Here is a 23,648-nt window from a genome sequence, read left to right as displayed (position 1 = left end):
AAGGCTGTAACCTGACGCCGCAAGATGGTCAAGCAGAACGCGGCGATGGTCGAAGAGTCGACCGCCGCCAGCCACTCGCTGTCGCAGGAGGCCGAAAGCCTGTCCGCCTCGGTCAGCCGCTTCCAGATCGGCGCCGTCGCCGAGCCGGTGCGGATCCGCTCGCGTCAGGGCCCCCGTCCGGTCCAGAGCTCGGTGACGGCCCTGAGGAGCGTCGGCGGCGGTGCGTCCGCCCTGAGGCCGCGGGTCGTCGCGAACGAGGACGGCTGGGAAGAGTTCTAAGCCGCCGTCGGCTTGACCAGACTGGCGGCCAGGACGGCCCGTTCGCGGGCCTCGTCGGTGGTCGCGCCTCGGGCGAGGGCCACGCCCATGCGGCGGCGCTCGAAGGCTTCCGGCTTGCCGAACAGGCGAAGGTCCGCCGTCGGCACCGACAGCGCCTCGGCGACGCCCTCGAAGGCGATCCCAGTCGCCTCCATCCCCCCGTAGATCACCGCGCTGGCGCCGATGTCGCGCTGGCTGACGTCCACCGGCAGGCCAAGGATAGCCCGCGCGTGCAGGGCGAATTCGCTCATCGTCTGGGTGGCCAGGGTGACCAGGCCGGTGTCGTGCGGGCGGGGCGAGACTTCCGAGAACCAGACCTGGTCGCCCTTCACGAACAGCTCCACCCCGAACACGCCCAGGCCGCCCAGCGCGCCCGTGACCTTGCCGGCGATGTCCTGCGCCGAGGCCAGGGCCGCCGCGCTCATCGCTTGCGGCTGCCAACTCTCGACATAGTCGCCCTTGACCTGACGATGGCCGATCGGGGCGCAGAAGTCGGTGCGCACCTGTCCGTCGCGTAGCGACCGGACGGTCAGCAGGGTGATCTCATAGTCGAAGTCGATGCGGCCCTCGACGATCACCGTCGCCGTCTCGACCCGGCCGCCGGACTGGGCGTACGCCCAGGCGTTGGGCGCATCCTCGAGCGACTCGATCATCGACTGGCCCTTCCCCGAGGACGACATCACCGGCTTGATGAAGACCGGCAGGCCGATGCTGTGCGCGGCCTCGGCCAACTCCATGGCGGATGTGGCGAAGGCGTAGGGGCTCGTCGGCAGGCCCAACTCCTCCGCGGCCAGCCGCCGGATGCCCTCGCGGTTCATGGTCAGCTGGCTCGCGCGCGCCGTGGGGATGACCGTCGCCAATCCCGCGGCCTCGATCTGGGCCAGGACGTCGGTGGCGATGGCCTCGATTTCCGGCACGATGATGTGCGGGGCCTCGGCCATGATGACGCCGTTCAGCACCTGCGGATCCGTCATCGGGATCACATGGCTGCGGTGCGCCACCTGCATGGCCGGGGCGTTGGGATAGCGGTCGACCGCGATCACCTCGGCGCCGAGCCGCTGCAGCTCGATGGCCACCTCCTTGCCCAACTCCCCCGCTCCGAGAAGCATGACGCGGACGGCGGTGTCGGAAAGCGGGGTGCCCAGTTTCATGGTCAATCTCCGTTGCGGGCGGGTTCGATCAGGTCCAGGCGTTGCCGTACAGGTCCTCGAACACCGCCACCGTGCCATAGGGTTCGTAGCGCGGCGCCTCGCGGAAGGTCACGCCCGCCGCGGTCCAGGCTGTGTGGTCGCGCGCGAAATCGTCCGTCTCGAGGAACAGCCAGACGCGGCCGCCCGCCTGATCGCCGACCTGCGCGATCTGCTCGGGCGTCGTGGCCTTGGCCAGCAGCAGGGAGGCGTCGCCGCCCTTCGGCGTCACCCGCACCCAGCGCTTGCCGCCGCCCATGTCGGTGTCCTCGCTGAGGGCGAACCCGAGCTTCCCGACGTAGAAGGCGATCGCCTCGTCATAATCGCGGACCAGCAGGCTGAGGGCGGCGATCCGGCTCATGGTTCGAGCGGCGTCGCGTACAGGGAGCGGAAGGCGTCGAGCGCCGCCCCGTGATAGATCGTCGAATGGCGTTCGAGCGGACGCGGCTCGTAGCTCCAGGTCACGCCAGGCAGGGCGTGGTCGCGCAGGTTCGACGTCAGCGTATCCATCAGCGCCGCCGCTTCGGGTCCTTCTTCGCCCATCGTCAGGATCACAGTGCGCGGATCATTCGAATGGTCGCGCAGGTGCGCCCCCGCCTGCCGCGCCAGCCGCCCGCCGTCCCACCACAGGCTGGGGCTGACCGCGACATAGGCGTCGAACATCTGCGGCTCTTTCAGGAAGGTCTCGACCACGAACAGGCCGGCCAGGGATTCGCCCATCAGCGCCGTCTCGCCGCTGGTGCGGAAGCGGCCCTCGACGAAGGGCTCGACCTCCTTCCAGAGGAAGTCGCGGAAGCGGGCCGACTGCCCCTGCGAGGGATACCGGGCGATCAGTTCCGGGTCTTCGGTGGGCAGGGCCAGTTCGTTGCGGCGGTCCTTCGAAGCCACGCCAACGACGATGACGTCCCGCGTCGTGCCGACCACCGTGCCCAGCTGGGCGATGCCCGAGATGTGGTGGAAGTCCTGATCCTGACCCCCATCCAGCACATAGAGCACCGGATAGGTCTTGCCGCTGTCGGCGTAGCCGGGCGGCAGCCAGACGTTGATCTCGCGCGTCCCGCCGTAGAGGGCCGAGGGCAGGGCGTAGGACTGGCCGATGACGATCGGCGTCTCTGCGGGCGCCGACTGGGCGAGGGCGGGGGAAGCCCCCGCCAGCGTCAGGGCCACGCCCGCCGCGACCGCCAGTCGGCGCACGCCGATCAAAGCCGCGCCTTGACCGCCGCGACCACCGCCTCGGTGGTGATCCCGAACTTCTCGTACAGGACTTCGGCCGGGGCCGAGGCGCCGAAGCCGGTCATGCCGACGAAGGCGCCGTCCTCGCCGATGAAGCGCTCCCAGCCCTGCTTGAGGGCGGCCTCGACGGCGACGCGGACGGTGCCGCGGCCGATCACCGAGGCCTGGTATTTGGCGTCCTGCTGCTCGAACAGCTCGAAGCAGGGGACCGAGACCACCCGGGTCGGGGCGCCGTCGGCTTCCAGCTGATCCGCCGCGGCCAGCGCCAGGGGCACTTCGGTGCCGGTGGCGAACAGGGTGACCTTGGCTTCGCCGTTGGCGGCGCGCAGTTCATAGGCGCCCTTGGCCGACAGGTTCTCCGTCGCGGCCGTGACGCGCACGGCGGCGGTCTTCTGCCGCGACAGGGCCAGGGCCGACGGCGTGGTCTTGTGCTGCAGCGCCAGCTTCCAGCACTCCATGGCCTCGACCGTGTCGGCCGGGCGGAAGACCAGCAGGTTCGGGATGGCGCGCAGGGCGGCCAGGTGCTCGACCGGCTGGTGGGTCGGGCCGTCCTCGCCCAGGCCGATGGAGTCGTGCGTCAGCACGTGGATGGCGCGCACCCCCATCAGGGCGCCGAGGCGGATGGCCGGGCGGCTGTAGTCGGCGAACACCATGAACGTGCCGCCGTAGGGGATGACCCCGCCGTGCAGCGCCAGGCCGTTCATCGTGGCGGCCATGCCGAACTCGCGGATGCCGTAGTTGATGTACCGGCCCTCATAGGTCGGGGCGTCGAAGATCGGGGTGTTCTTGACGAAGGTGTTGTTCGAGCCGGTCAGGTCGGCCGAGCCGCCGATCAGTTCCGGGATGGCGCCGAACAGCTCGTCCAGGGCGGCGCCCGACGACTGGCGGGTGGCCTGGGCCGGCTTGGTCTCGACCAGTTCGGCGATCTTGGCGTCGAGCTTGGCGAAGGCGCCCTCGGGCAGGTCGCCGTTCATGGCGCGGGTGAAGTCCGCGGCCTGCGGCGAGGCGGCCAGGCGGGCTTCCCAGGCCTTGCGCACCGCGGCGCCGCGGCGACCGACCTTCTTCCAGGCCTTGTCGACGTTCTGCGGCAGTTCGAAGGGCTCGTGCTCCCAGGCCAGGCCCAGGCGGGTGGCGGCGATCTCGGCCGCGCCCAGCGCCGCGCCGTGGGTCTTGTGGCTGCCTTCCATGGTGGCGGCGCCCTTGCCGATCTTGGTCTTGCAGGCGATCAGCGTCGGCTTGTCCTGGCGGGTCGCCCACTGCAGCGCCGACTTGACGGCCTTCATGTCGTGGCCGTCGACGGCCTTCACGGCCCAGCCGGCGGCCTTGAAGCGCGCCTTCTGGTCGGTGGCGTCCGACAGCGACACCTTGCCGTCGATGGTGATCTCATTGTCGTCCCACAGCACGGTCAGCTTGTTCAGCTGATAGCGGCCGGCCAGGGTGATGGCCTCCTGCGAGACGCCTTCCATCAGGCAGCCGTCGCCGGCGACGACCCAGGTGCGGTGGTCGACCAGGTCGGCGCCGTATTTGGCGGCCAGGTGGCGCTCAGCCATGGCGAAGCCGACCGAGGTGGCCAGGCCCTGGCCCAGCGGGCCGGTGGTGACCTCGACGCCCGGCATGTGGCCGTACTCGGGATGGCCGGCGGTCTTGGAGCCCCACTGGCGGAAGTTCGACAGCTCTTCCTTGGTCGCCGCCTTGTAGCCGGTCAGGTGCAGCAGGGCGTAGATCAGCATCGAGCCGTGGCCGGCCGACAGGATGAAGCGGTCGCGGTCGGCCCAGTCGGGGCGGCTCGCGTCGAACTTCAGGAATTTGGAGAACAGCACCGTCGCCACGTCGGCCATGCCCATCGGCATGCCGGGGTGGCCGCTCTTGGCCTTCTCGACGCCGTCCATGGCCAGGACGCGGATCGCGTCGGCCATCTGCTTCGGAGAGGCTTTTTCGGATACGGTGCTGGCGTCGGTCACGGGGAGACCTTTATGTGGGGAGGCGGAAAAAGGGAGGCGCGCCGCTTTACCCCGACGCGCGCGCGGGTTCTATACGGATTCTGGAGGTTCTGACCGTATGGATGCTGCAACGGCCGCCAAGGATCGCGTCGATCGCGCCCTCGCCCTGCTCGAACGCCGCCTGCTCGACTTGAAGAGCAAGGCCGCGGGCGCCGGGCGTGTGTCCGAGGACGACCTGTTCGCGCCGCGACCCTCCAGCGAGTCCGACCGCGCCCGCATCCACGAGCTCGAGTCCGCCGGCCGCGACGCCGCCGACGCCCTGACCCGCGCCGCCGACGCCATCCGCCAGACCCTGGCCGAGCAGGAGGGGCGCTGATGGCCACGGTCACCGTCGAGATCAACGGCCGCCCCTACGCCGTGGGTTGCGCCGACGGGCAGGAGGAGCGGGTCCGCATCCTGGCCAAACAGTTCGACGGCCACGTCCGCCAGGTCGCGGGCGAGGTCGGTCACGTCGGCGACATCCGCCTCTTCCTGATGGCCGGTCTGCTGCTGGCCGATGAACTGCACGAGGCCCGGCTGGCCAATCCCGCCGCCGAGCCCGCGCCGGCTGCGAGCGCCGCCAACGACGGCGTCGCCGAGGCGCTCAACGCCGTGGCTGCGCGCCTCGAGAAGATCGCCCAGGGCCTCTGAGCCTCGGGCGATCGCCCCAACCCCAGGCCTGTTGCGCAAGCTTCACCGCCGCTTGACTCGCGTCTCGTTGTGTCTGATATTTCTGTCATGACAGAAATTACGAAACTTCCCGGATCCATCGAGCGCTTCGTCCTCCACTGGGGCGACATGGGCGCTTACTGGGGCGTCAACCGCAGCGTCGCCCAGATCCACGCCCTGCTGATGACGGCCGACGCGCCGATGACCGCGGAGGACATCGCCAACGCCCTGGAGATGGCCCGCTCCAACGTCTCCAACTCCCTCAAGGAGTTGCAGAACTGGAACCTGATCCGACGCGTCCCGATCAAGGGCGATCGCCGCGATCATTTTGAGGCCGAGACCGACGTCTGGGAGGTCGCCTCGCGCATCGCCGCCGGGCGCAAGGCCAAGGAGATCGACCCCGCGGTCGAGACCCTGCGCGCCTGCGTCGCCGAGGCCGAGACCGATCCGAAGGTGTCCCCCGTGGCCCTCAAGCGGCTCAAGGACATGCTGGAATTCACCGAGACCATCGACCGCTGGTACGGGCAGATCACCACGGTGGCCCGGCCCAAGCTGATGGCGTTGCTGAAGCTGGGCGCCCGCATCGCGGCGCTCATCCCCGGCGGCAAGTAGAGCGAGGGGGAGGGGACCATGGGGGCTGCGGTCGCGATCATCGAGGACGACGGGATCGTCCGGCCGGAGGGCGATCTCGCCGACCTTCGCTTCCGGGCCCTGCTCCCCGCCGCCGACTGGGCCAGCCTGCCCGCCGCGGTGCGCCGGCGCTTCTCCAAGCGGATGGCGGGCGGGGCGGCCGTGGTCTACCGCGGGGCCGTCACCGCCGTGACCGCCAATGTCTGGGGCCGGCTGCTGGCCCAGATCACCCGAATGATCGGCGCGCCCCTGCCGCTGGTGTTCGAGCCCGGGCCGGGCGTGGTCGCCGTCACCGAGGACCGGGTCGGCCAGGGTCAGGTGTGGAGCCGGCTGTACGTCCGGCCCGGCGGCTTCCCGCAGGTCATCCATTCCGCCAAGCGCTTCGCCGGCCCGACCGGCCTCGAGGAGCACGTCGGCGCCGGGGTCGGCATGGCCCTGACCGTCGGGGCCGAGGACGGCGCCCTGGTGTTCCGCAGCGCCTTCTATTTCGCGACCGTCCTGAGCCTGCGCATCCGCCTGCCGCACTGGGCCGAGCCCGGGCGCCTCACCATCACTCACCGCGACCTGGGCGAGGGCCGCTTCGCCTTCACCCTGGCGCTCGACCACCCGCTGCTCGGCCGGCTCCTCGGCCAGGAAGCGGTTTTCCAGGACGACTGACATGACCGACGTGCTCTGGACCCTCCTCGCCCTCCAGATCGTCATGGGCGGCTTCGACACCCTGTTCCACCACGAGCTGACCGAGCGCCTGGCCTGGCGGCCGTCGCAGAAGGCCGAGCTCAGGCTGCACGGGGTCCGCAACCTCATTTATGCGGCCTTGTTCCTGCTCATCGCCTGGGCCGAGCCCAAGGGGCTGCTGGCCATAGCCATCGGGGGCCTGCTCGTCGTCGAGGTGATCATCACCCTGACCGACTTCGTAGAGGAGGACCGCACCCGCCGCCTGCCCGCGAGCGAGCGGGTCACCCACACCCTGCTGGCGCTGAACTACGGCGCCATCCTGGCCCTGCTGGCCCCCCGCCTGATCGAGTGGGCGGGACAGCCGACCGGGTTGGCGACAGTCAGCCACGGCCTGTGGAGCCTGATGGCCAGCGTCGCCGCGGTCGGCGTCTGCCTGTTCGGCCTTCGCGACCTCGCCGCCTCGGGTCGGTCGGAACGGCTGGTCCAACCCCCGGCCGCGGCCATGGGCCGCGAACTGCCCGGCCGCCGCCACATCCTGATCACCGGCGCCACCGGCTTCATCGGCCGCCGCCTGGTCGCCGCCCTCGCCGGCGCGGGGCACGAGGTCACCGCCCTGGTGCGCAGTCCCGCGACCGCGGGCCTGCCGGCGCCCGTCCGCATCGTCACCGACCTCAGCCAGATCGCCCACGACGCCCGTATCGACGGCGTCATCAACCTGGCCGGAGAGCCGATCAGCGACGGCTTCTGGACCCTTGCCAAGCGCCGTCGCATCCTCCTGTCGCGCCTCAAGGTCACCCGCGAGGTGCGCCGCTTGATCGCCCGACTGGAGACCCCTCCCGAGGTGCTGGTCAGCGGCTCGGCGATCGGCTGGTACGGCCTGCGCGACGACGCGCCGCTCGACGAGACCGGCGACTCCCGGCCCTGCTTCAGCCATCGCCTGTGCCACGCCTGGGAAAAGGCCGCCGCCCCGGTCGAAGCGCTCGGCGTCCGCGTGGTCACCGTGCGCATCGGCCTGGTGCTGGGCGTCGAGGGCGGCATGCTCAGCCGGCTGCTCACCCCGTTCGAGTTCGGACTCGGCGGGCCGATGGGGGCGGGACGTCAGTGGATGTCTTGGATCGCGCTGGACGACTGCGTGCGGATGATCCTGCACGCCGTGGCCGAGAGGCGCGTCGCGGGGCCGCTCAACGCCGTTGCGCCTGAGGCGGTCACAAGCAGGGTGTTCGCCCACACGCTCGGCAAGGCGCTCGGTCGCCCCGCGTTGTTGGTCGCGCCGGCCCTGCCGCTGCAGCTGGCCCTGGGCGATTTCGCCGACGAACTGTTGCTGGGCGGACAGCGCATCCTGCCCGCCAAGGCCCTGGCGACGGGCTTCCGCTACCGTCATCCGAGCCTGGACGGCGCGCTCCGAGCTATCGTCGGCGCGCGCCCGGTCGTGGCGTCAGGCCGCCTTCAGCACATAGTTGGCCAGGACGCGCTGGACGTCGTTGATGTCCACGCCGCGCCCGAAGGTCTTGCTGAACACTACGCCGCCCGCCAGGGCGACCTTCAGCTCCGAGTCCAGGTCCAGTGACCCGGCTGTCTCGACGCTGAAATGGCTGATCTTGGCGTAGGGGATCGAGTGCAGCTCGGTCTTCTTGCCGCTCATGCCCTGCTTGTCGACGAGCAGCAGGCGCAGGTTGGTGAAGATGATCACGTCGCGCACCAGCTTGTAGGCGTGCTCGACCTTCTCGCCCTCGATGAAGGCGCTGGCGAACTCGGACTGGACGGTGGCGGCGTCGACGACGTTGGCGTTGCCCATCAGGGCGTTCAGCAGACTCATGGGGTGCTCCGACGGTGATCTGTCGACCCTAACGCTTGTGGGGCGAAGGCGTCGCGCCTATCTTGTCCGACGGCGGGTCCTGCTGCGGCTCACGTCGAGGGCAACTTATCCTCGCGACCTTAATTCACTCGAAGGGATCTGTCCCTGTTTGGGCTCGAGGGCCCGGGCACACGGAGCCCACCTGGCTACCCAGGTCCGAGAGGATTAAAACCGTCCCTCACGGTTCTTGCGGCGCCGCCACCCTTTCCTTCTTTTTGGGGCGCTATCGCTCGCGACGCGGTCGCTCGCTGCTTGAGCGCATTCCTCCCCCTCTGGGGAGGGGGACTGCGAAGCGGTGGAGGGGGCGACTTCAGCCCGCCCAATGCGCTACCTCTCCGTCATGACCGACAAGCACGAGCTCCGCGCCGCCATGCGCGCCACGCGCAAGCGTCTCGCCGGGCTCGATCCCGAGGCGGCCGCACGGGTCGCCGAGCATGCCGACCAGCTGCCGGCGGGGGCCCTCGTCGCCGTCTACCGCGCCATCGGATCGGAGCTCGATCTCGACGCCCTGTCGCTGGCTCTTGCCGCCCAGGGTCGCACCCTGTGCCTGCCGGTGGTGGTCGAGCTGGCCTCGCCCATGGTTTTCCGCCGCTGGTCGCCGGGCGAGCCCCTCGAGCTGGATTTGGCCGGCGTGCCCGCGCCCCTGTCGCTGGCCGAAGAGGTCGAGCCAGACCTGATCCTCACGCCCCTTCTGGCCTTCGACGCCTCGGGCCTGCGCCTGGGGCAGGGGGGCGGCTACTACGACCGCACCTTCGCCGCCCGGCCCGCGACGACCCGCGTCGGCTGCGCCTACGCCGGCCAGGAGGTCCCGCGGGTCCATGCCGAACCGCACGACATGCCTTTGCATGGCGTTCTGACCGAGAAGGGCTATAGAGCGCTCCCATGAGGCAGACCGTATGAGACTGGCGTTTTTCGGCGACGTAGTGGGCAAGTCCGGCCGTGACGGCCTGAGCGACCACCTGCCCGGGCTCAAGCGCGACCTGAAGCTCGATTTCGTAGTGGTCAACGCCGAGAACGCCGCCGGCGGCTTCGGCATCACCGAGAACACGGCCAACGAGCTGTTCATGGCCGGCGCCGACTGCCTGACCCTGGGCAATCACAGCTGGGACCAGCGCGAGGCCCTGACCTACATCGTGCGCGAGCCGCGCCTGATCCGGCCCGCCAACTATCCGCGCCTGATGGACGCGCCGGGCGCCGGGGCCAATCTGTTCGAGACCCACAGCGGCAAGACCGTCCTGGTCATGAACGTGCTGGGCCGCGTGCACATGGACCCGATGGACTGCCCCTTCAGCGCCGTCGAGAAAGAGCTCGCCGCCTGCCCGATGGGCATGGCCGCCGACGCCATCATCGTCGACATGCACTGTGAGGCCACTTCCGAGAAGATGGCCATGGGCCATTTCTGCGACGGCCGCGCCTCGCTGGTCGTCGGGACCCACACCCACGTCCCGACCGCCGATTGCCAGATCCTGCCGGGCGGCACCGCCTATCAGACCGACGCCGGCGGCTGCTGCGACTATGACTCGGTCATCGGCAACGAGAAGGAAGAGCCCCTGCGGCGCTTCACCACTCGCTTGTCGGGCGGCCGCTACACCCCGGCCCATGGCCCGGCGACCATCTGCGGCGTCTATGTCGAGACCGACGACAAGACCGGCCTGGCCACGAGGGTCGAGCCGATCCGGGTCGGCGGGCGTCTGAGCCAGGCGATTCCAAGCGTCACTTGACGGCAAAGTTTACGCATGTAAACTAACTTGACTACAAACGTAGTCGGGAGGTTTCACATGCGTGCGTCTCACATTCTCGGCGTCGGCTCGGCGCTCGCCTTCGTCCCCGGCCTGGCGATGGCCGGCCCCAGGCTGACCCTGTCCGGCGTCTTCGGCGATGCGGCGCCGACGATGAAGAGCCTGATGATCCTGCTCGTCGCCGCCGCGCTCGCCGCTGTGATCGTCACCGGCCTGAAGCTGGCGGCCGGCCGACGGCTGACGGGCGGCTCCGCCTTTGTGTCCGCGCTTCGAATGGGCGGGCCCTTGCTGGGCCTCCTGGGCGCCAGCTTCGTCCTGCTCATGGGCTTCGTCGGCATCGCCAACGTGGGCGAGCCGGTGCCGATGCCGGTCCTTGCGCCCGGTTTCGCCGAGGCTGCGTTGCTGTTCTTCCTCGGCCTCTTCGCCGGCGTCGTCGGGGTGATCTGCCACTGGATCATCGAGTCCCGCATCGACCGCACGGTGCTGCAATCCTGACGCCGTCCCGCATCGCCGTCACCGAGGCCGAAAGCGTGGTCCTGGCCGCGCTGTGGCGACGCGGACCGTTGTCCTTCGTCTCACTCATCGAAGAGGTGAAGGCGGCGCATCCCTGGGGCGACGCCACCATCAAGACCCTTCTGCATCGGCTCATGCAGAAGGGGGCGGTGAAGTCGGTCAAGGAGGACGGCCGCCAGCGCTACCATGCTGAGCTGTCGCGCGACGCCTATGTGGCCGGCGAAGTCGGCGCCCTGGTCGATCGGCTTTTCGACCGCGACCCGGCGGCTCTGGCGGCCTTCCTCGCGCGGCCTTCGATCGTCGACTGACCTGACCGAAATTTAACGCGCTCGGCGTCATCCGAACGGCGCGCCGCCGGCCTCTAGCGAGCAGAACCCTCGCCGGAGACCCTTCCATGTTTCGTGTCCTCGCCAAGGCCACCCTGGCCCTCTGCGTCCTGCTTCTCGCGGCGATGTTCGCCGTCCGCCCGGCGCTTGCTCAGGAGACGGCTGGACCCGAGCCGATCCGGGTCATGATCCTGGCCAGCTACCACATGAACAATCCGGGCCGGGACGTGCACAACGCCCGCATCGACCCCGTCACCACGCCAGAGAAACAGGCCCAGCTAGCCGAGGTCTCCGAGAGCCTGGCCCGCTTCCGGCCGACCATGGTCGCCATCGAGCGGGTCGCGCCGGATCTGGGCGCCCTGGTCGACCCGGGCTATCCGGCGTTCACCCCCGCCGACCTGGCCGTCAATCCCGACGAGCGGGTGCAGATCGGCTACCGGCTGGCGCGGCGCGTCGGGCTCGAGCAGGTCTACGCCATCGACGAGACGGATCGCCCCGGCCAGCCGAGCTACTTCCCCTTCGGCGAGATGATGGGCTGGATCCAGACCCACGACCGTCAGGCCGAGTTCGACGCTCTCAGCACGACCGTGAAGGACCATCTCGCCGAGCTCGAGCGGCTGCAGTCCGAGCGGTCCGTCGGTCAGTTGCTGGCCCAGATCAACGACCCCGCCAATCCCATGGTCGCCGGCGGACAGCGCCACTACTACGGCATGCTCGGCTTCGGCTCAGGCGACGAGCAGCGCGGGGCCGAGCTGAACGGCCGCTGGTACACGCGCAACGCCATCATCTTCGCCCGCCTGATGGAGGTGGCGAAGCCCGGCGACCGCGTCGTCGTCATCTACGGCGCCGGCCATGCAGCATGGCTGCGGCATTTCGTGCAGACCACGCCGGGTTTCGAACTGGTCGAAGCGGTCGATTACCTGCCGCGGGCCTGACGTGTCGCGCCTGTCGCGCTTGCGTGAGCGGTCGACAAAGCTCCGACGGCTGCGGCCCGGCGGCAGCGTATTTCGCGTTGAGCGCCGCGAATGATCTCGTCAGGCCGAAACCACCCGCGGATCGCCGTTCGCCACTGCGAACCTGGCCCGCGTCGTCAGGGTCCCGCCGCGTTCCGAAACCTTGTCCAGCACCTTGAACTCGGTGACCCAGCGCTCCGGCGTCACGTCGCAGACGGCGTAGCCGCGCTGGGCGTTGTTGAACTTCAGGAACGGATTGTCGGCCAGATAGCGCCGGCCGTCCGGGCGCTGGTCCTGGCCGTCGCCCGACGAGCTGATCGAGGTGACCACGAACTCCGAAGCCAGCGGCGCGCCCTCGGGGTTGCGGCTGTCGCGGAATAGTTCGCCCGCATAGTTCTGGTGTTCGTCGCCGGTCAGCACGATGGCGTTCCTGATGCGCCGCTCGCGGATCCGGTCCAGCAGGCGTTGGCGCGGGATCGCATAGCCGGCCCAGGTGTCGAGGTTGAAGCCCGGCTCGGGCCCCTCCTTGCGGTCCAGGTCCATGACCATGATCTGCTGCGCCAGCACGTTCCAGCGCGCGCCGCCCTGTTCCAGGCTCCGATACAGCCACTGCTCCTGCGCCTCGCCCAGCACCTGGGACGCCGGGTCGCGCACGCCCTCGCAGGTCGTCGCCCAGCGGTCGTCGCACGGCTGGTTGCTGCGGTACTGGCGCGTATCGAGGAAATTCAGGTTCAGCAGGTCGCCCCAGCTGGCCTGCCGGTAGAGCTGCATCTCGGCCCCGCGCGGGAAGGCCGAGCGGCGCAGCGGCATGTGCTCGTAGAAGGCCTGGGCCGCCGCCTGCCGGCGCAGGTTGAAGATATGCGGCGGCACGCCGTCCGGGTCCTGGTCGGACACCCAGTTGTTCTGAATCTCGTGGTCGTCCCAGGTGACGTACCAGGCCGCCGCCGCATGGCTCGACTGCAGGTCCGTATCCAGCTTGTACTGGGCGTAGCGCCGCCGGTAGTCGTCCAGGCTGTAGCACTCGCCGCCCAGATGGATCCGCGGGTTCTCGATCGTCCCCCCCGAGCCCGTATAGGTCCGGCTGCCGCGGCCTTCGTAGATGTAGTCCCCGTAGCAGTAGATGAAATCGAGATCGTCCTCCGACGCCTTCCGATGGGCGGTGTAGAGACCCTGCTCATAGGCCATGCAGCCGAGCACGCCGAAGCGCGCCTTGGCCAGCGAAGCGCCTGCCGCCGGAGCCGTCTTGGCCCGGCCGTACGGGGTGCGCTCGGCGCCGGCGATGAAGCGGTAGAAATAGTCCCGGCCGGGCTCCAGGCCGGTGATCTCGACGTGAACTGCATGGCCCAGCTCGGGGCGGGCCACGGCCTCGCCCTTTTGCACCACGGTCGAGAAGCCGCGGTCGGAGGCGACCTCCCACTTCACCGGTACCGGAGCGGCGGGCATGCCGTAGCCGAGTTCCAGCGGGCGCGGAGCCAGCCGGGTCCAGATGACGAAGCCGTCCGCGGCCGGATCGCCCGCGGCGATGCCCAGCGAGAAGGGGTACTCGGCGAACACCGGATCGGCCAGGGCCTGTCGCCCCGACCCCAGCGCCACCCCGCCCGCGCCGAGCGCGAGCATCAACCCCCGGCGGGAGACGGAATCAGGCAGGTTCATGAGGAGCCCCTTGGACGACGCCCGCCCACCTAGCCCGGAAATGTGACGTTCGTCACTCGGCGGGACCCGCTCCGGGCCGCAAGGCCTCCAGCTGGGCGATCTCGCGCTTGCGCGTGGCGATGACCTCTTCGGCCGTGTCGCGCACGGCGGCGTTGTCGGTTTTGGCCAACATTTCTTCAGCTTCCGCGATGGCCTTGCGATGGTCGCGGATCGTCGCCTCAACCCAGACCTGGTCGGCCGAGAGCGCGGGCCGGTCCGGCTTCGGGGCTTCGGACTCGCCGGTGACCTTCAGCGCCTCCGCCTGCCTGGCTGCGGCCGCGTCGCGCAGGGCGGCGTCGACCGGGTCCTCACCGTCGCAGGCGGCCAGCGCGGCCAGCAGGCCGAGGGCCAGCGCCGCGCGGCGCATCAGCCCTCGATCCAGTTCGGCAGCCACGCCTCGTGCATCTCGCGCAGGTGGTCGACCGGCAGGCGGAACAGGTCTCCGTTCGGGCCGGTCGAGGCGAAGTCCCGGCCCTTGGCCCGGCCCACGACCGAGGCGTGCAGGCCGGCGGCCTGGGCTTTGGCGATGACGTCCGTCGGGTCCTGAACCGCCACCAGATAACGAGCCTGGTCTTCGCCGAAGAGCAGGATGTGGGCGTGGGTCTTGCTGTCCGCGTCGAGCTCGACGCCGACGTCCGAGGCCAGGGCCAGGTCGGCCGCCGCGCCGATCAGGCCGCCGTCCGACAGGTCGTGCACCACGGTCAGGACGCCGTCGTGGATCAGCTCGCGTACGAAGTCGCCGGTCTTGCGCTCCAGCGCCAGGTCGACCGGCGGCGGGGCGCCGTCCTCGCGGCCGAGCACTTCGCGCAGATAGATGGAGGCGCCCAGTTCGCCGACGGTCTCGCCGATCAGCACCAGGACGTCGCCCTCGTGCATGCCGCCGAAGCCGGTGACCACGTCATAGTTGGTCAGCAGGCCGACGCCGCCGACGGTCGGGGTCGGCGGAATGGCCGCGCCGTTGGTCTCGTTGTAGAGGCTGACGTTGCCGCTCACGACCGGGAAGTCGAGCACGCGGCAGGCCTCGGCCATGCCGTCGATGGCGCGCACGATCTGCCCCATGATCTCGGGGCGCTGCGGATTGCCGAAATTGAGGTTGTCGGTGATGGCGATCGGGGTCGAGCCCACCGCCGTGAGGTTGCGCCACGCCTCGGCCACGCACTGCTTGCCGCCCTCGTAGGGGTCGTTCTGGACGTAGCGCGGGGTGCAGTCCGAGGTCACCGCCAGGCCCTTGTCCGTCCCGTGCACCCGCACCACGCCGGCGTCCGCGCCGGTCGAGGAGTCGTGCAGGGTGTCGGCCATGACGTGGCGGTCGTACTGCTCCCAGATCCAGCGCTTGGAGGCCATGTCCGGGCAGGTCAGCACCTTGAGCACCGCATCGACCCAGCTCTCCGGAGCCGGGACCTCGGCCGGAGCCAGGCGCGGATGCAGCGTCGGCTGGACCCAGGGGCGGTCGTACATCGGAGCGTCGTCGAACAGCGGGGCCAGCGGCACGTCGCAGACGATCTCGCCATGGTGCTTCAGCACCAGGTGGCCGGTGTCGGTGGTCTTGCCGATGACGGCGGCGTCCAGGCCCCACTTCTCGAAGATGCGGTAGCCGTCTTCCTCGCGGCCGGGCTTGAGCACAGCCAGCATCCGCTCCTGGCTCTCCGACAGCATCATCTCATAGGCGGTCATGCCCTCTTCGCGCTGGGGCACGGCGTCCATGTTCAGCTCGATGCCGACGCCGCCCTTGCCGGCCATCTCGACCGAGGAGGAGGTCAGGCCTGCGGCGCCCATGTCCTGGATGGCGGCGACCGCGCCCGAGGCCATCAGCTCCAGGGTCGCCTCGATGAGCAGCTTCTCGGCGAAGGGGTCGCCGACCTGGACGGTCGGGCGCTTCTCGTCCGAATCCTCGTCGAACTCGGCGGAGGCCATGGTCGCGCCGTGGATGCCGTCGCGGCCGGTCTTGGAGCCGAAATAGACGACGGACATGCCGCCGCCCGGCGCGGCCGAGTAGAAGATGCTGTCGGCCTTGGCGATCCCGACGCACATGGCGTTGACCAGGATGTTGCCGTTGTAGCCGGCGTGGAAATTGGTCTCGCCGGCCACGGTCGGGACGCCGACGCAGTTGCCGTAGCCGCCGATGCCTGAGACCACGCCCTTGACCAGGCGCTTGGACTTCTCGTGGGACGGATCGCCGAAGCGCAGGGCGTTCAGCAGGGCCACCGGGCGCGCGCCCATGGTGAAGACGTCGCGCATGATGCCGCCCACGCCCGTCGCCGCGCCCTGGTAGGGCTCGATGTAGGACGGGTGGTTGTGGCTCTCCATCTTGAAGATGCAGGCGTCGCCGTCGTCGATGTCGATCACGCCGGCGTTCTCACCCGGCCCGCAGATCACCCGCGGTCCCTTGGTCGGGAACTTGCCGAGGTGGATCTTCGACGACTTGTACGAGCAGTGCTCGGACCACATCACCGAGAAGACGCCGAGCTCGACGTTGTTGGGCTCTCGGCCCAGCCGGTCGAGGACGACCTGATATTCGTTGGGGGCCAGGCCGTATTCGGCGGCCAGTTCGGCCATGGTCTTTTCGGGAGCGCTCATGGCCGGGCCTTCTAGCGGGAGATGGCGAGTCTGTCAGCCGTTCCCGGCGGAACATCGTCGACGCCTCGTCATTGAATCGGTCGAAGTCACGGAGGCCGCCATGCCTGACAAGCCTATCGACCCCGCCGCTACGCCCGAGGATCCTGACGCGCCCGAGATCGCCGCCGACGACGCCGGTGCGTCCGCACTGGCCGAGCGCGCCGCTCGCGAAGCCGCCAATGACGACGAACACACCGAACAGGAGGACGCCTGATGGTCCGAGATCCGCACGACGCCGCCCCGGTCCCCGCCGAGGATCCGACTCTTCCGACGGGCCCGGAGGGCAGCCCGGCCGAGTTGGCCATGGTCAGCCGCCAACGACTGACCGGCTCAGCCACCGGCGTCGGCAGCGTCGATTTCGACGACCCGGGCGCCTTCGACGTCGGAGCTGACGATCACCACCCGGAGGACGAATCCATCGTCGACCTGGTGACGCGGCCTCAGCCGTAGGTCAGCGCTCCACCGAGGGGCGGAGCTTGAACGTCAGGATCACCGCCCCGACGAGCACCAGGCCCGCCGCCGCGATGGCGGCGGTGGCCAGCAGCGTGTTGCGCTCGGTTTCGGCGACGAAGACGCCCAGGAGCCCCCAGGCGATGGGAAGGGCGTAGACGAGGGATCGCAGCCGCCAGGTGACCGCGAGGGCGGCCAAGGTCACCAGCACGACCGCAAGGATGGCCCAGGTGGTCGGCGACAGGCCCGCAGGCAGGACGCCGTCGCCGGTCGCCACCGTCAGCAGGTTCACTGGCGCAGCGATTGTCAGCCAGCCCGCCAGCAGGGACAGCGGCCAGACCACGGTCATTCGGTCCATGTCTCGCCGGGGCAGGGCGCGGATATGCCGTGCGTTCATCAGCATCGGAGCCAGGAGCACGGCGGCCGACCCGAAAATCAGTACGATCGTCGCCGCCTCCCAGTCGAATGCCGCGGCGACGATCCATAGACCGATGCCGGCGAAGGCGATCGCCGACGGCCACCCCAGCTTGTTCAGGATCGTGCTTTCGGCCGTCTTCGTGATCGCCTGCCGGACGGCGTAGATCAGAATGGCGACGTAGATCACCGCCCAGATGGAAAAGGCATAGCCGGCGACCTTCAGGGTCGCATCGCTGTCGGCGGCGAACTCGGCCGCGGTCTGGCCCCAGCCCATCAGCATCTGGGCCTCGGCGATGACGACGGCGAAGACCGCCGCAGCCAGGACCACGCCGCGACGCGTCATCTGCACGGGCGTGGGACGTTCGATGGCGGTCATGACGGCCTCCGACGGTGAATCGATACCGTCAGTACGCACGGGGCGCGGCAAAGGTTCACAGACCGGGGAGGGGGCGGAACCGCTGCCGGAACGTCGGGTTCATCCTCCTCGAAGGAGACCCCGATGGCTGAAGACCCCAAGCGCGCGGCGGAAGCGCCGCATTTCGAGACCGATGCGGTCCAGGCTGACCGTGCCCGTGAGCAAGGCCTCGGCCTGGGCGAGCGCGAGCTGAAAGCGCAGCGCGACCCGGGCGGCGTACGCACGCCCGACGAAGACGCCGACGTCGACGAGACGGGCGCGTCCTCGACGCGTGATCCGGAAGGCCTCGACCAGACCGTGGGCCGCGAAGAGCCCTAGGCCTCCTTCACGCGGGCGGGATTGCCCATGGCCGTCGCGCCGGCGGGCACGTCGCGCGTGACGACCGCGCCGGCGCCGATGACGGCGTCGTCGCCGATGGTCACGCCCGGCAGGATCAGCGCCCCGCCGCCGATCCAGACGTTGCGGCCGATCACGATTGGCTTGCCGAACTCGATGCCCTGCGCGCGCTGCTCGGGATCGCGCGGATGGTCGGCGGCGAGGATCTGCACCCCCGGCCCGATCTGAGTCTGGTCGCCGATGTCGACCTCGCAGACGTCCAGGATGACGCAGTTGAAGTTGAGGAAGACGTCGCGCCCCAGGCGAATGTTGTAGCCGTAGTCGCAGTGGAACGGCGGGCGGATCACCGCACCCTCGCCGACCTCGCCCATGCGCTGACGCAGCAGGTCGCGGCGGTCGGTGGGCGAACTGGCCATGGAGGCGTTGTAGCGGGCCATCCACTGCTTGGCGGCGGCCTGGTCGGCCTGCAACTCCGGATCCCCGGGGCTGTACGGCAGCCCCGAGATCATTTTCTGCCGTTCGCTCATGAACATCGGCGGCCCTCCAGTCTGGACGGAAGTCGCGCCGGAAAAGCGTTGCCGGTCAAGCCCCTCCTGGGGGCTCCGCGTCAGGCGGCGTTGTAGATGCTCTGGAACAGGATGGCGCCGTCCGCCGAACCCAGCTCGGCCTCGAAGGCGCGGTCCGGGTGGGGCATCATGCCCAGCACATTGCCGCGAGCGTTCTGGATGCCGGCGATGTCGGCGACCGATCCGTTCGGGTTGTCGACATAGCGGAACACGACCTGGCCCTCGCCTTCGATGCGGGCCAGGGTCTCGGCGTCAGCGAAGTAATTTCCGTCGCCGTTGCCCTGGGTCATGACGATCTCGCGCTGGCCCAGGTAGCCCGAGGTGAAGCGGGTCTGTCCGTTGGCGACGGTCAGGCTGATCGGCTTGCAGACGTACTTCAGGCCGGAGTTGCGCAGCAGGGCGCCCGGCAGCATGCCGGCCTCGCACAGGATCTGGAAGCCGTTGCAGATGCCGACCACGGCCACGCCGTCGTCGGCGGCCTTCTTGACCGCCTGCATGATCGGCGACTGAGCCGCCATGGCCCCGCAGCGCAGGTAGTCGCCGTAGGAGAAGCCGCCCGGCAGGACGATCAGGTCGAGGCCCTTGGGCAGCTCGGTCTCGCCGTGCCAGACCATTTCCACCTTCTCGCCGGTGGAGCGTTCGACGGCGACCTTGCAGTCGCGGTCGCAGTTGGAACCCGGGTAGACGATGACGGCTGCGCTCATGGCGGCGCCCTCTAGCACCGTTCGGAGGCGATGTCAGGGCGCCGCGACGCTCCGTCGGTCGACTTGCGCGCGTCCAGCCACGCCCAGAGCCAGATCGCCAGTCCACCCAGGGTCAGCGCCACGGCCACCCAGGCGGTGGAGCCCCAGCCGAAACCGGCGGCCACCGCCGTTCCCGCCAGGAGCGGGCCCAGGGCGTTGGCGGTGTTGAAGGCCGAGTGGTTCAGGGCCGCCGCCAGGGTCTGGGCCTCGCCGGCCACGTCCATCAGCCGCGTCTGCAGGATCGAGCCGAGGCCGCCGCCGGCGCCGATGCACAGCACCACGGCCAGCATCGACCAAAGGTTCTGCGAGGCCAGCGGATAGAAGGCCAGGGCGATCGCGCTCCAGATCAACAGCCCCGCCGCAGCCCGGAAGCCGAAGCGGTCGCCGGCCCAGGCGCCCAGCAGATTGCCGCTGAACATGCCGATGCCGAAGACGGCGAACACCCAGGGCAGGACCTCGGGCCCGACGCCGGTCACCTCGCGCAGGGTCGAGGCCAGGAAGGCGTAGACTGCGAACATGCCGCCGAAGCCGATGGCGCTGACGCCGAGGGTCAGCCAGACCTGCCGGTTCTTCAGCGCCTTGAGCTCACGCAGGGGGCTGGCGTCCGGGTGGGCGGGATCACGCGGCGCGAACAGGGCGACCAAGGTCATGGTCAGCACCGCCAACGCCCCGACGATGCCGAACGTCCAGCGCCAGCCGTGCGTCTGGCTGATCAGATTGACCACCGGCACGCCCGCCACTGTCGCCAGGGTCAGACCCATCAGCAGGGTCGACACCGCCCGTGTGCGGTACTTCAGCGGCACGGTCTCGGCGGCCACCAGGGCGGCGACGCCGAAATAGGCCCCGTGCGGCAGGCCGCTGAGGAAGCGGAACAGCAGCATGGTCTCGAAATTGGGCGACAGGGCGCTCAACGTATTGGCGACGGCGAACAGGCCCATGAGCCCGATCAGCAGCAGCCAGCGCGGATAGCGCGCCCCGAACGCGGCCAGTACGGGCGCGCCGACCACCACCCCGGCCGCATAGGCGCTGATCGCGTGACCGGCGGTCGGCTCGTCGACGCCCAGGCCGCGCGCGAAATCGGGCAGGACGCTCATGGCGGCGAATTCGGTCACCCCGATCGCGAAGCCGCCCATGGCCAGGGCCCCCAGGATCAGGGCGACGGCCGCGGGGCCGCGTTGGGGCGTTTCGGAAACGACGAGTTCGTCGCTGCGCAGGGCGCAGTCGGCTGCAGGCGGCATGGCGGTGTCCGGGGAGGCGGATGTTGCACCGCAACATGGCCTCCCGGCCGCCCGGCTTCAATGTAATCGTTGATCACATAGAGTTGCGACGGCGGTTTCAGTCAGAGCCGGTGTTCTCGTAGGTCGCCGTGATCGAGGCCTTGGCCAGGGTGTGGAAATGCAGGTTGAAGCCGAACACAGCGCCCGAATTGTCGGCGTTCACGTCCAGATGCGCCTTGTCCACGGCGAAGACGGTGAAGATGTAGCGGTGCGGCCCATGTCCCGGCGGGGGAGCGGCGCCGCCGAACCCTGCCGGACCGTAGTCCGTGCGGCCCTCGACCGCGCCGCGCGGCATGTCGTTGGGCGAGGCGCCGGTCTTCAGCTCGGTGACGTCGGCCGGGATGTTGGCCACGGTCCAGTGCCAGAAGCCGGAGCCCGTCGGCGCGTCCGGGTCGTAGCAGGTGACGGCGTAGCTCTTGGTGCCCTCGGGCGCGCCCGACCATTTCAGGTGCGGGGACGCGTCCCCTTTGGCCTTCACATGCGCGTCCGGCAGCACGCCGCCGTCGGCGATGTCGTCTGAGGTCAGGGTGAAGGTCATCGGGGCGTCCTCGTCAGTGGTCGTGGAACGACACTAACGCACGAACGCCGCCGCTGTCAGTGCGCCGCCTGCTTGGCTTCGGGCGTGAAGGCGCTGTCGTCCATCAGACCGCCGGCCAGGGCCGTGGCGAAGATGATGCACCCCGCCGCGATGAACAGGGCGATCAGCAGCTTGGCCAGGCGGCTCACGCCACCTCGATGCGGTAGCTTTCGATGACCGTATTGGCGAGCAGGGTCTCGCACATCTTCTTGGCTTCGGCGGCCGGGTCGGCGGCGCCCTCGAGGTCGAACTCGATCAGCTTGCCGACGCGGGCGTTGGCCACGGCGGGCCAGCCCAGGCCGTGCAGGGCGCCTTCGACGGCCTTGCCCTGAACGTCCAGAACGCCGGGCTTCAGGAACACGTGAACCTTCACCTTGGCCATTAGTGCAGTCCCCCCTGAATCACGGTCGGCATATCCTTCATGATGCCCAGGCGGCGCGCCACCTCGGCGTAGCTTTCGATCACATTGCCCAGGTCGCGACGGAAGCGATCCTTGTCCAGCTTCTCGCCGGTCGTCGTATCCCACAGGCGGCAGGAGTCCGGGCTGATCTCGTCGGCCAGGATCACGCGGCTGAAGTCGTTCTCCCAGATGCGGCCGAATTCGATCTTGAAGTCGACCAGGGTGATGCCGACGGCGCCGAACATGCCCGACAGGTAGTCGTTGACCCGCACCGTCATGGCCAGGATGTCGTCCAACTCCTGGGTCGAGGCCCAGTTGAAGGCCGTGATGTGTTCTTCGGTGACCATCGGGTCGTTGAGCTCATCCTTCTTGTAGTAGAATTCGATGATCGAGCGCGGCAGCGGCGTGCCTTCCTCGATGCCCAGGCGCTGGCTCATCGAGCCGGCCACGACGTTGCGGCACACGACTTCCAGCGGGATGATCTCGCACTCGCGGATCAGTTGTTCGCGCAGATTCAGGCGCTTGATGAAGTGGTTGGTGACGCCGATGCCGTTCAGGCGGGTCATCACGAACTCGCTGATGCGGTTGTTGATGACGCCCTTGCCCTCGAGGGTCGCCTTCTTCTGTGCGTTGAACGCCGTCGCATCGTCCTTGAAGTACTGGATGATGGTGCCCGGCTCGGGGCCCTCATACAGGATCTTGGCCTTGCCCTCGTAGAGCTTCTTGCGTTTGACGTTCATGCGATCCGGCCTTGCGGGGCCCGGCCTGAAAACGAAAAACGCGCGGTCAAACCGAGCCTGGAGCTCTGGTCTGAACGGCGCGATCCGGAATCGGGCGGGCGGGGAAATTGACGCGGCGCACACTAGCGGAACGTCGCCTGCGACACAAACGGCAGCGTGAGATGAACCGCGCCGGTTTCCGTTGCGTTCGGCGCCGGGGGGACTATAGACCTCCTCGAACGCGGTCGTCTGTGTGACCGCCCTACGGAGCCTGAAGACCCCATGACCACCTTCGACGATCGGGAAAAGGGCTTCGAGACCAAATACGCCCTCGATCAGGAACAGGAATTCAAGGCGGTCGCCCGGCGCAACAAGCTGCTGGGCCTGTGGGCCGCCGAGAAGATGGGCCTGTCGTCAGACAGCGCCGATCAGTACGCCGGCGCCGTCGTGAAGGCCGATTTCGAACAGCCGGGCGAGGAAGACGTCTTCCGCAAGATCGCCCAGGATTTCGAAGGCGCCGGCCTGACCGTCTCGGAAGGCGAAATCCGCCGCAAGATGGACGAGCTGTCCTCGGTCGCCCGCGAACAGATCCGCGCCGGCGAATAAGGCTGCGGCCGGACTGTCCGGCCCTCCGATCGCGATACATCGAAAAGGCCGCAGTCTTTCAGGGCTGCGGCCTTTTCTGCGGGCCGATTGGGCGACCCGCCTCGGCGTCGTGTGGGGGGGAGGGGGCGACGCCGGTCCCTTTGGCGCTGCGCTAGGGCATCGCCACTGTGTCGATGGCGTGGATGACGCCGTTGGTCGCCGGCACGTCCGCCTGGACCACCTTGCTCGTGCCGCCCTTGGCGTCGGTCAGGCTGATGGAGCCGTCGGGATTGGCCCGCGCGGTCAGCTTGCCGCCCTGCACGGTCGTCAGGCTGGCCGAACCGCCGCCGGCCTGGATCTGTTGCGCCAGAGCCGCCGAATCGATGCGACCCGGCACCACGTGATACGTCAGGATCTTGGTCAGGTCGGCCTTGCCCGCCGGCTGCATCAGCGCGTCGCGGGTCGCCGCCGGCACCTTCTCGAAGGCGGCGTTGTTGGGGGCGAAGATGGTGAAGGGGCCGGCTCCGTTCAGGGTGTCCACCAAGCCGCCCGCCTGCAGCGCGCTGACCAGGGTGGTGAAGTCCGGATTGGCCTGCGCCGTGGTCACGACCGTGCCGGTCGGCGCAGGGGTCGCGGCGGGCGGCGTGATGACGGTGACGTCGGTCTTTGTGTCTGCGGCGTCCGGCGCCTTCTCGGGCGGATTGCAGGCGGCGAGGGTCAGGGCCGCGAGGGCGGTGGTCGCCAGGGCGGCGTTGCGGGCGAATTTCATGACGCATCT

31 protein-coding genes, 1 other RNA gene and 1 pseudogene are annotated in these 23,648 nt (G+C 69.2%); 16 read left to right on the top strand and 17 right to left on the bottom strand.

All coding sequences use genetic code 11. The features are described 5' to 3' along the window. Positions 1-24 precede the first annotated feature (24 nt). Positions 25-279, top strand: a complete 255-nt coding sequence (locus ASC65_RS16560) for a hypothetical protein (protein WP_056455727.1) — start codon at positions 25-27, stop codon at positions 277-279. On the opposite strand, the gene purT is transcribed toward ASC65_RS16560, so the two are convergent. The 4 genes from purT to tkt are packed head-to-tail and all read right to left on the bottom strand — an operon-like array spanning position 276 to position 4,654. Further along, positions 276-1,469, bottom strand: coding sequence for a formate-dependent phosphoribosylglycinamide formyltransferase (gene purT / locus ASC65_RS16555; protein WP_056455725.1), 1,194 nt, complete (start codon positions 1,467-1,469; stop codon positions 276-278). The genes ASC65_RS16560 and purT overlap by 4 nt on opposite strands. Before the next feature lie 28 nt (positions 1,470-1,497). Further along, complete coding sequence (locus ASC65_RS16550) at positions 1,498-1,866, bottom strand: VOC family protein (RefSeq protein WP_056455723.1); 369 nt, start codon at positions 1,864-1,866, stop codon at positions 1,498-1,500. Beyond that, entirely contained in the window at positions 1,863-2,699 is an 837-nt protein-coding gene (locus tag ASC65_RS16545; RefSeq protein ID WP_056455758.1) for an alpha/beta hydrolase, read from the bottom strand. The genes ASC65_RS16550 and ASC65_RS16545 overlap by 4 nt, the downstream gene beginning before the upstream one ends. A 5-nt stretch (positions 2,700-2,704) precedes the next feature. Further along, positions 2,705-4,654 carry a transketolase gene (tkt, locus tag ASC65_RS16540; protein ID WP_056455722.1) on the bottom strand — a complete coding sequence of 650 codons (1,950 nt, stop codon included), beginning with the start codon at positions 4,652-4,654 and terminating at the stop codon, positions 2,705-2,707. Between the two features lie 142 nt (positions 4,655-4,796). Between tkt and ASC65_RS16535 the strand changes: the two genes are divergently transcribed. The 5 genes and pseudogenes from ASC65_RS16535 to ASC65_RS17790 all read left to right on the top strand — a co-directional run. Next, the gene (locus ASC65_RS16535) at positions 4,797-5,054 is read left to right on the top strand and encodes a hypothetical protein (protein WP_056455719.1); all 258 of its coding nucleotides are present in this window, start codon (positions 4,797-4,799) and stop codon (positions 5,052-5,054) included. After that, the gene (locus ASC65_RS16530) at positions 5,054-5,368 is read left to right on the top strand and encodes a cell division protein ZapA (RefSeq protein WP_056455717.1); all 315 of its coding nucleotides are present in this window, start codon (positions 5,054-5,056) and stop codon (positions 5,366-5,368) included. Before ASC65_RS16535 ends, ASC65_RS16530 begins: the two co-directional genes overlap by 1 nt. Before the next feature lie 87 nt (positions 5,369-5,455). Then, entirely contained in the window at positions 5,456-5,998 is a 543-nt protein-coding gene (locus tag ASC65_RS16525; protein ID WP_056455715.1) for a GbsR/MarR family transcriptional regulator, read from the top strand. A gap of 18 nt (positions 5,999-6,016) precedes the next feature. Then, positions 6,017-6,673: a DUF4166 domain-containing protein gene (locus tag ASC65_RS16520; RefSeq protein WP_056455713.1), complete on the top strand. Its 657-nt coding sequence runs from the start codon at positions 6,017-6,019 to the stop codon at positions 6,671-6,673. Position 6,674: 1 nt separating this feature from the next. Then, positions 6,675-8,090 (top strand): annotated as a pseudogene (locus ASC65_RS17790) (TIGR01777 family oxidoreductase); the annotation flags it as partial. Positions 8,091-8,126: 36 nt separating this feature from the next. Here ASC65_RS17790 and ASC65_RS16510 read toward each other — a convergent pair. Then, a complete protein-coding gene (locus ASC65_RS16510) occupies positions 8,127-8,507 on the bottom strand; it encodes a PH domain-containing protein (RefSeq protein ID WP_056455708.1) in 381 nt (126 codons plus the stop codon). A 76-nt stretch (positions 8,508-8,583) separates the two neighbouring features. Here ASC65_RS16510 and ssrS point away from each other — a divergent pair. From ssrS to ASC65_RS16485, 6 genes are all read left to right on the top strand, one after another. Further along, a non-coding RNA gene (gene ssrS / locus ASC65_RS17860) (6S RNA) lies at positions 8,584-8,746 on the top strand. A gap of 122 nt (positions 8,747-8,868) precedes the next feature. Further along, entirely contained in the window at positions 8,869-9,432 is a 564-nt protein-coding gene (locus ASC65_RS16505) for a 5-formyltetrahydrofolate cyclo-ligase (protein WP_235561528.1), read from the top strand. A 10-nt stretch (positions 9,433-9,442) separates the two neighbouring features. After that, positions 9,443-10,267 (top strand): TIGR00282 family metallophosphoesterase, encoded by an 825-nt coding sequence (locus ASC65_RS16500; protein ID WP_056455706.1) that lies wholly within the window; start codon positions 9,443-9,445, stop codon positions 10,265-10,267. Positions 10,268-10,324: 57 nt separating this feature from the next. Beyond that, entirely contained in the window at positions 10,325-10,780 is a 456-nt protein-coding gene (locus ASC65_RS16495; RefSeq protein ID WP_056455705.1) for a MotA/TolQ/ExbB proton channel family protein, read from the top strand. Beyond that, positions 10,729-11,106 (top strand): BlaI/MecI/CopY family transcriptional regulator, encoded by a 378-nt coding sequence (locus tag ASC65_RS16490; RefSeq protein ID WP_082526115.1) that lies wholly within the window; start codon positions 10,729-10,731, stop codon positions 11,104-11,106. The genes ASC65_RS16495 and ASC65_RS16490 overlap by 52 nt, the downstream gene beginning before the upstream one ends. Positions 11,107-11,192: 86 nt before the next feature. Further along, positions 11,193-12,059: a DUF5694 domain-containing protein gene (locus ASC65_RS16485; RefSeq protein WP_056455701.1), complete on the top strand. Its 867-nt coding sequence runs from the start codon at positions 11,193-11,195 to the stop codon at positions 12,057-12,059. 99 nt (positions 12,060-12,158) lie between these two features. On the opposite strand, the gene ASC65_RS16480 is transcribed toward ASC65_RS16485, so the two are convergent. The 3 genes from ASC65_RS16480 to purL all read right to left on the bottom strand — a co-directional run bounded on the left by ASC65_RS16480 (position 12,159) and on the right by purL (position 16,346). Then, positions 12,159-13,694 carry an alkaline phosphatase D family protein gene (locus ASC65_RS16480; protein ID WP_442854131.1) on the bottom strand — a complete coding sequence of 512 codons (1,536 nt, stop codon included), beginning with the start codon at positions 13,692-13,694 and terminating at the stop codon, positions 12,159-12,161. An 88-nt stretch (positions 13,695-13,782) separates the two neighbouring features. After that, positions 13,783-14,163 (bottom strand): DUF305 domain-containing protein, encoded by a 381-nt coding sequence (locus ASC65_RS16475; RefSeq protein ID WP_156459723.1) that lies wholly within the window; start codon positions 14,161-14,163, stop codon positions 13,783-13,785. Further along, entirely contained in the window at positions 14,136-16,346 is a 2,211-nt protein-coding gene (purL, locus tag ASC65_RS16470; RefSeq protein ID WP_056455693.1) for a phosphoribosylformylglycinamidine synthase subunit PurL, read from the bottom strand. Before purL ends, ASC65_RS16475 begins: the two co-directional genes overlap by 28 nt. A gap of 100 nt (positions 16,347-16,446) precedes the next feature. Between purL and ASC65_RS17290 the strand changes: the two genes are divergently transcribed. Continuing rightward, the gene (locus tag ASC65_RS17290; protein WP_156459722.1) at positions 16,447-16,599 is read left to right on the top strand and encodes a hypothetical protein; all 153 of its coding nucleotides are present in this window, start codon (positions 16,447-16,449) and stop codon (positions 16,597-16,599) included. Further along, entirely contained in the window at positions 16,599-16,835 is a 237-nt protein-coding gene (locus ASC65_RS16465) for a hypothetical protein (RefSeq protein WP_056455692.1), read from the top strand. The genes ASC65_RS17290 and ASC65_RS16465 overlap by 1 nt, the downstream gene beginning before the upstream one ends. Position 16,836: 1 nt before the next feature. Here the strand turns inward: ASC65_RS16465 and ASC65_RS16460 are convergent, their stop codons facing one another. After that, positions 16,837-17,628 (bottom strand): hypothetical protein, encoded by a 792-nt coding sequence (locus ASC65_RS16460; RefSeq protein ID WP_056455691.1) that lies wholly within the window; start codon positions 17,626-17,628, stop codon positions 16,837-16,839. A 123-nt stretch (positions 17,629-17,751) separates the two neighbouring features. On the opposite strand from ASC65_RS16460, the gene ASC65_RS16455 reads away from it, so the two are divergent. Continuing rightward, positions 17,752-17,985, top strand: a complete 234-nt coding sequence (locus tag ASC65_RS16455; protein WP_056455690.1) for a hypothetical protein — start codon at positions 17,752-17,754, stop codon at positions 17,983-17,985. Here ASC65_RS16455 and ASC65_RS16450 read toward each other — a convergent pair. The 7 genes from ASC65_RS16450 to purC form a co-directional block, all read right to left on the bottom strand. Then, positions 17,982-18,530 (bottom strand): sugar O-acetyltransferase, encoded by a 549-nt coding sequence (locus tag ASC65_RS16450; RefSeq protein WP_327019510.1) that lies wholly within the window; start codon positions 18,528-18,530, stop codon positions 17,982-17,984. The genes ASC65_RS16455 and ASC65_RS16450 overlap by 4 nt on opposite strands. An 80-nt stretch (positions 18,531-18,610) precedes the next feature. Beyond that, on the bottom strand, positions 18,611-19,273 hold the full coding sequence (gene purQ, locus ASC65_RS16445; protein ID WP_056455687.1) for a phosphoribosylformylglycinamidine synthase subunit PurQ: 663 nt from the start codon (positions 19,271-19,273) through the stop codon (positions 18,611-18,613). 11 nt (positions 19,274-19,284) lie between these two features. Then, positions 19,285-20,550, bottom strand: coding sequence for an MFS transporter (locus ASC65_RS16440; protein WP_082526114.1), 1,266 nt, complete (start codon positions 20,548-20,550; stop codon positions 19,285-19,287). A 97-nt stretch (positions 20,551-20,647) separates the two neighbouring features. Continuing rightward, positions 20,648-21,127: a YbhB/YbcL family Raf kinase inhibitor-like protein gene (locus ASC65_RS16435; protein ID WP_056455685.1), complete on the bottom strand. Its 480-nt coding sequence runs from the start codon at positions 21,125-21,127 to the stop codon at positions 20,648-20,650. 56 nt (positions 21,128-21,183) lie between these two features. After that, entirely contained in the window at positions 21,184-21,315 is a 132-nt protein-coding gene (locus tag ASC65_RS17770; RefSeq protein ID WP_268750069.1) for a hypothetical protein, read from the bottom strand. Next, positions 21,312-21,548, bottom strand: a complete 237-nt coding sequence (purS, locus tag ASC65_RS16430; protein ID WP_056455682.1) for a phosphoribosylformylglycinamidine synthase subunit PurS — start codon at positions 21,546-21,548, stop codon at positions 21,312-21,314. The genes ASC65_RS17770 and purS overlap by 4 nt, the downstream gene beginning before the upstream one ends. Continuing rightward, the gene (gene purC / locus ASC65_RS16425; RefSeq protein WP_056455678.1) at positions 21,548-22,306 is read right to left on the bottom strand and encodes a phosphoribosylaminoimidazolesuccinocarboxamide synthase; all 759 of its coding nucleotides are present in this window, start codon (positions 22,304-22,306) and stop codon (positions 21,548-21,550) included. Before purC ends, purS begins: the two co-directional genes overlap by 1 nt. Before the next feature lie 261 nt (positions 22,307-22,567). Here purC and ASC65_RS16420 point away from each other — a divergent pair, with 261 nt between their 5' ends. Then, on the top strand, positions 22,568-22,891 hold the full coding sequence (locus tag ASC65_RS16420) for a DUF1476 domain-containing protein (RefSeq protein ID WP_056455675.1): 324 nt from the start codon (positions 22,568-22,570) through the stop codon (positions 22,889-22,891). 151 nt (positions 22,892-23,042) lie between these two features. On the opposite strand, the gene ASC65_RS16415 is transcribed toward ASC65_RS16420, so the two are convergent. After that, entirely contained in the window at positions 23,043-23,639 is a 597-nt protein-coding gene (locus tag ASC65_RS16415) for a fasciclin domain-containing protein (protein ID WP_056455671.1), read from the bottom strand. Positions 23,640-23,648 lie beyond the last annotated feature (9 nt).

It is taken from the genome of Brevundimonas sp. Root1279 (genome assembly GCF_001425945.1).
Taxonomy (GTDB): Bacteria; Pseudomonadota; Alphaproteobacteria; order Caulobacterales; family Caulobacteraceae; genus Brevundimonas.
The sequence above is the reverse complement of the archived record's forward strand: the minus strand, read 5'-3'. Positions and strand labels throughout refer to the sequence as shown.

Excerpts from the sequence above, each read along its gene's own strand:
- ASC65_RS16560 (WP_056455727.1), top strand. The coding sequence starts at position 25 with ATGGTCAAGCAGAACGCGGCGATGGTCGAAGAGTCGACCGCCGCCAGC.
- purT (WP_056455725.1), bottom strand. The coding sequence starts at position 1,469 with ATGAAACTGGGCACCCCGCTTTCCGACACCGCCGTCCGCGTCATGCTT.
- ASC65_RS16550 (WP_056455723.1), bottom strand. The coding sequence starts at position 1,866 with ATGAGCCGGATCGCCGCCCTCAGCCTGCTGGTCCGCGATTATGACGAG.
- tkt (WP_056455722.1), bottom strand. The coding sequence starts at position 4,654 with ATGGCCGACGCGATCCGCGTCCTGGCCATGGACGGCGTCGAGAAGGCC.
- ASC65_RS16535 (WP_056455719.1), top strand. The coding sequence starts at position 4,797 with ATGGATGCTGCAACGGCCGCCAAGGATCGCGTCGATCGCGCCCTCGCC.
- ASC65_RS16530 (WP_056455717.1), top strand. The coding sequence starts at position 5,054 with ATGGCCACGGTCACCGTCGAGATCAACGGCCGCCCCTACGCCGTGGGT.
- ASC65_RS16525 (WP_056455715.1), top strand. The coding sequence starts at position 5,456 with ATGACAGAAATTACGAAACTTCCCGGATCCATCGAGCGCTTCGTCCTC.
- ASC65_RS16520 (WP_056455713.1), top strand. The coding sequence starts at position 6,017 with ATGGGGGCTGCGGTCGCGATCATCGAGGACGACGGGATCGTCCGGCCG.
- ASC65_RS16510 (WP_056455708.1), bottom strand. The coding sequence starts at position 8,507 with ATGAGTCTGCTGAACGCCCTGATGGGCAACGCCAACGTCGTCGACGCC.
- ASC65_RS16505 (WP_235561528.1), top strand. The coding sequence starts at position 8,869 with ATGCGCTACCTCTCCGTCATGACCGACAAGCACGAGCTCCGCGCCGCC.
- ASC65_RS16500 (WP_056455706.1), top strand. The coding sequence starts at position 9,443 with ATGAGACTGGCGTTTTTCGGCGACGTAGTGGGCAAGTCCGGCCGTGAC.
- ASC65_RS16495 (WP_056455705.1), top strand. The coding sequence starts at position 10,325 with ATGCGTGCGTCTCACATTCTCGGCGTCGGCTCGGCGCTCGCCTTCGTC.
- ASC65_RS16485 (WP_056455701.1), top strand. The coding sequence starts at position 11,193 with ATGTTTCGTGTCCTCGCCAAGGCCACCCTGGCCCTCTGCGTCCTGCTT.
- ASC65_RS16480 (WP_442854131.1), bottom strand. The coding sequence starts at position 13,694 with ATGCTCGCGCTCGGCGCGGGCGGGGTGGCGCTGGGGTCGGGGCGACAG.
- purL (WP_056455693.1), bottom strand. The coding sequence starts at position 16,346 with ATGAGCGCTCCCGAAAAGACCATGGCCGAACTGGCCGCCGAATACGGC.
- ASC65_RS17290 (WP_156459722.1), top strand. The coding sequence starts at position 16,447 with ATGCCTGACAAGCCTATCGACCCCGCCGCTACGCCCGAGGATCCTGAC.
- ASC65_RS16465 (WP_056455692.1), top strand. The coding sequence starts at position 16,599 with ATGGTCCGAGATCCGCACGACGCCGCCCCGGTCCCCGCCGAGGATCCG.
- ASC65_RS16460 (WP_056455691.1), bottom strand. The coding sequence starts at position 17,628 with ATGACCGCCATCGAACGTCCCACGCCCGTGCAGATGACGCGTCGCGGC.
- ASC65_RS16455 (WP_056455690.1), top strand. The coding sequence starts at position 17,752 with ATGGCTGAAGACCCCAAGCGCGCGGCGGAAGCGCCGCATTTCGAGACC.
- ASC65_RS16450 (WP_327019510.1), bottom strand. The coding sequence starts at position 18,530 with ATGAGCGAACGGCAGAAAATGATCTCGGGGCTGCCGTACAGCCCCGGG.
- purQ (WP_056455687.1), bottom strand. The coding sequence starts at position 19,273 with ATGAGCGCAGCCGTCATCGTCTACCCGGGTTCCAACTGCGACCGCGAC.
- ASC65_RS16440 (WP_082526114.1), bottom strand. The coding sequence starts at position 20,550 with ATGCCGCCTGCAGCCGACTGCGCCCTGCGCAGCGACGAACTCGTCGTT.
- ASC65_RS16435 (WP_056455685.1), bottom strand. The coding sequence starts at position 21,127 with ATGACCTTCACCCTGACCTCAGACGACATCGCCGACGGCGGCGTGCTG.
- purS (WP_056455682.1), bottom strand. The coding sequence starts at position 21,548 with ATGGCCAAGGTGAAGGTTCACGTGTTCCTGAAGCCCGGCGTTCTGGAC.
- purC (WP_056455678.1), bottom strand. The coding sequence starts at position 22,306 with ATGAACGTCAAACGCAAGAAGCTCTACGAGGGCAAGGCCAAGATCCTG.
- ASC65_RS16420 (WP_056455675.1), top strand. The coding sequence starts at position 22,568 with ATGACCACCTTCGACGATCGGGAAAAGGGCTTCGAGACCAAATACGCC.
- ASC65_RS16415 (WP_056455671.1), bottom strand. The coding sequence starts at position 23,639 with ATGAAATTCGCCCGCAACGCCGCCCTGGCGACCACCGCCCTCGCGGCC.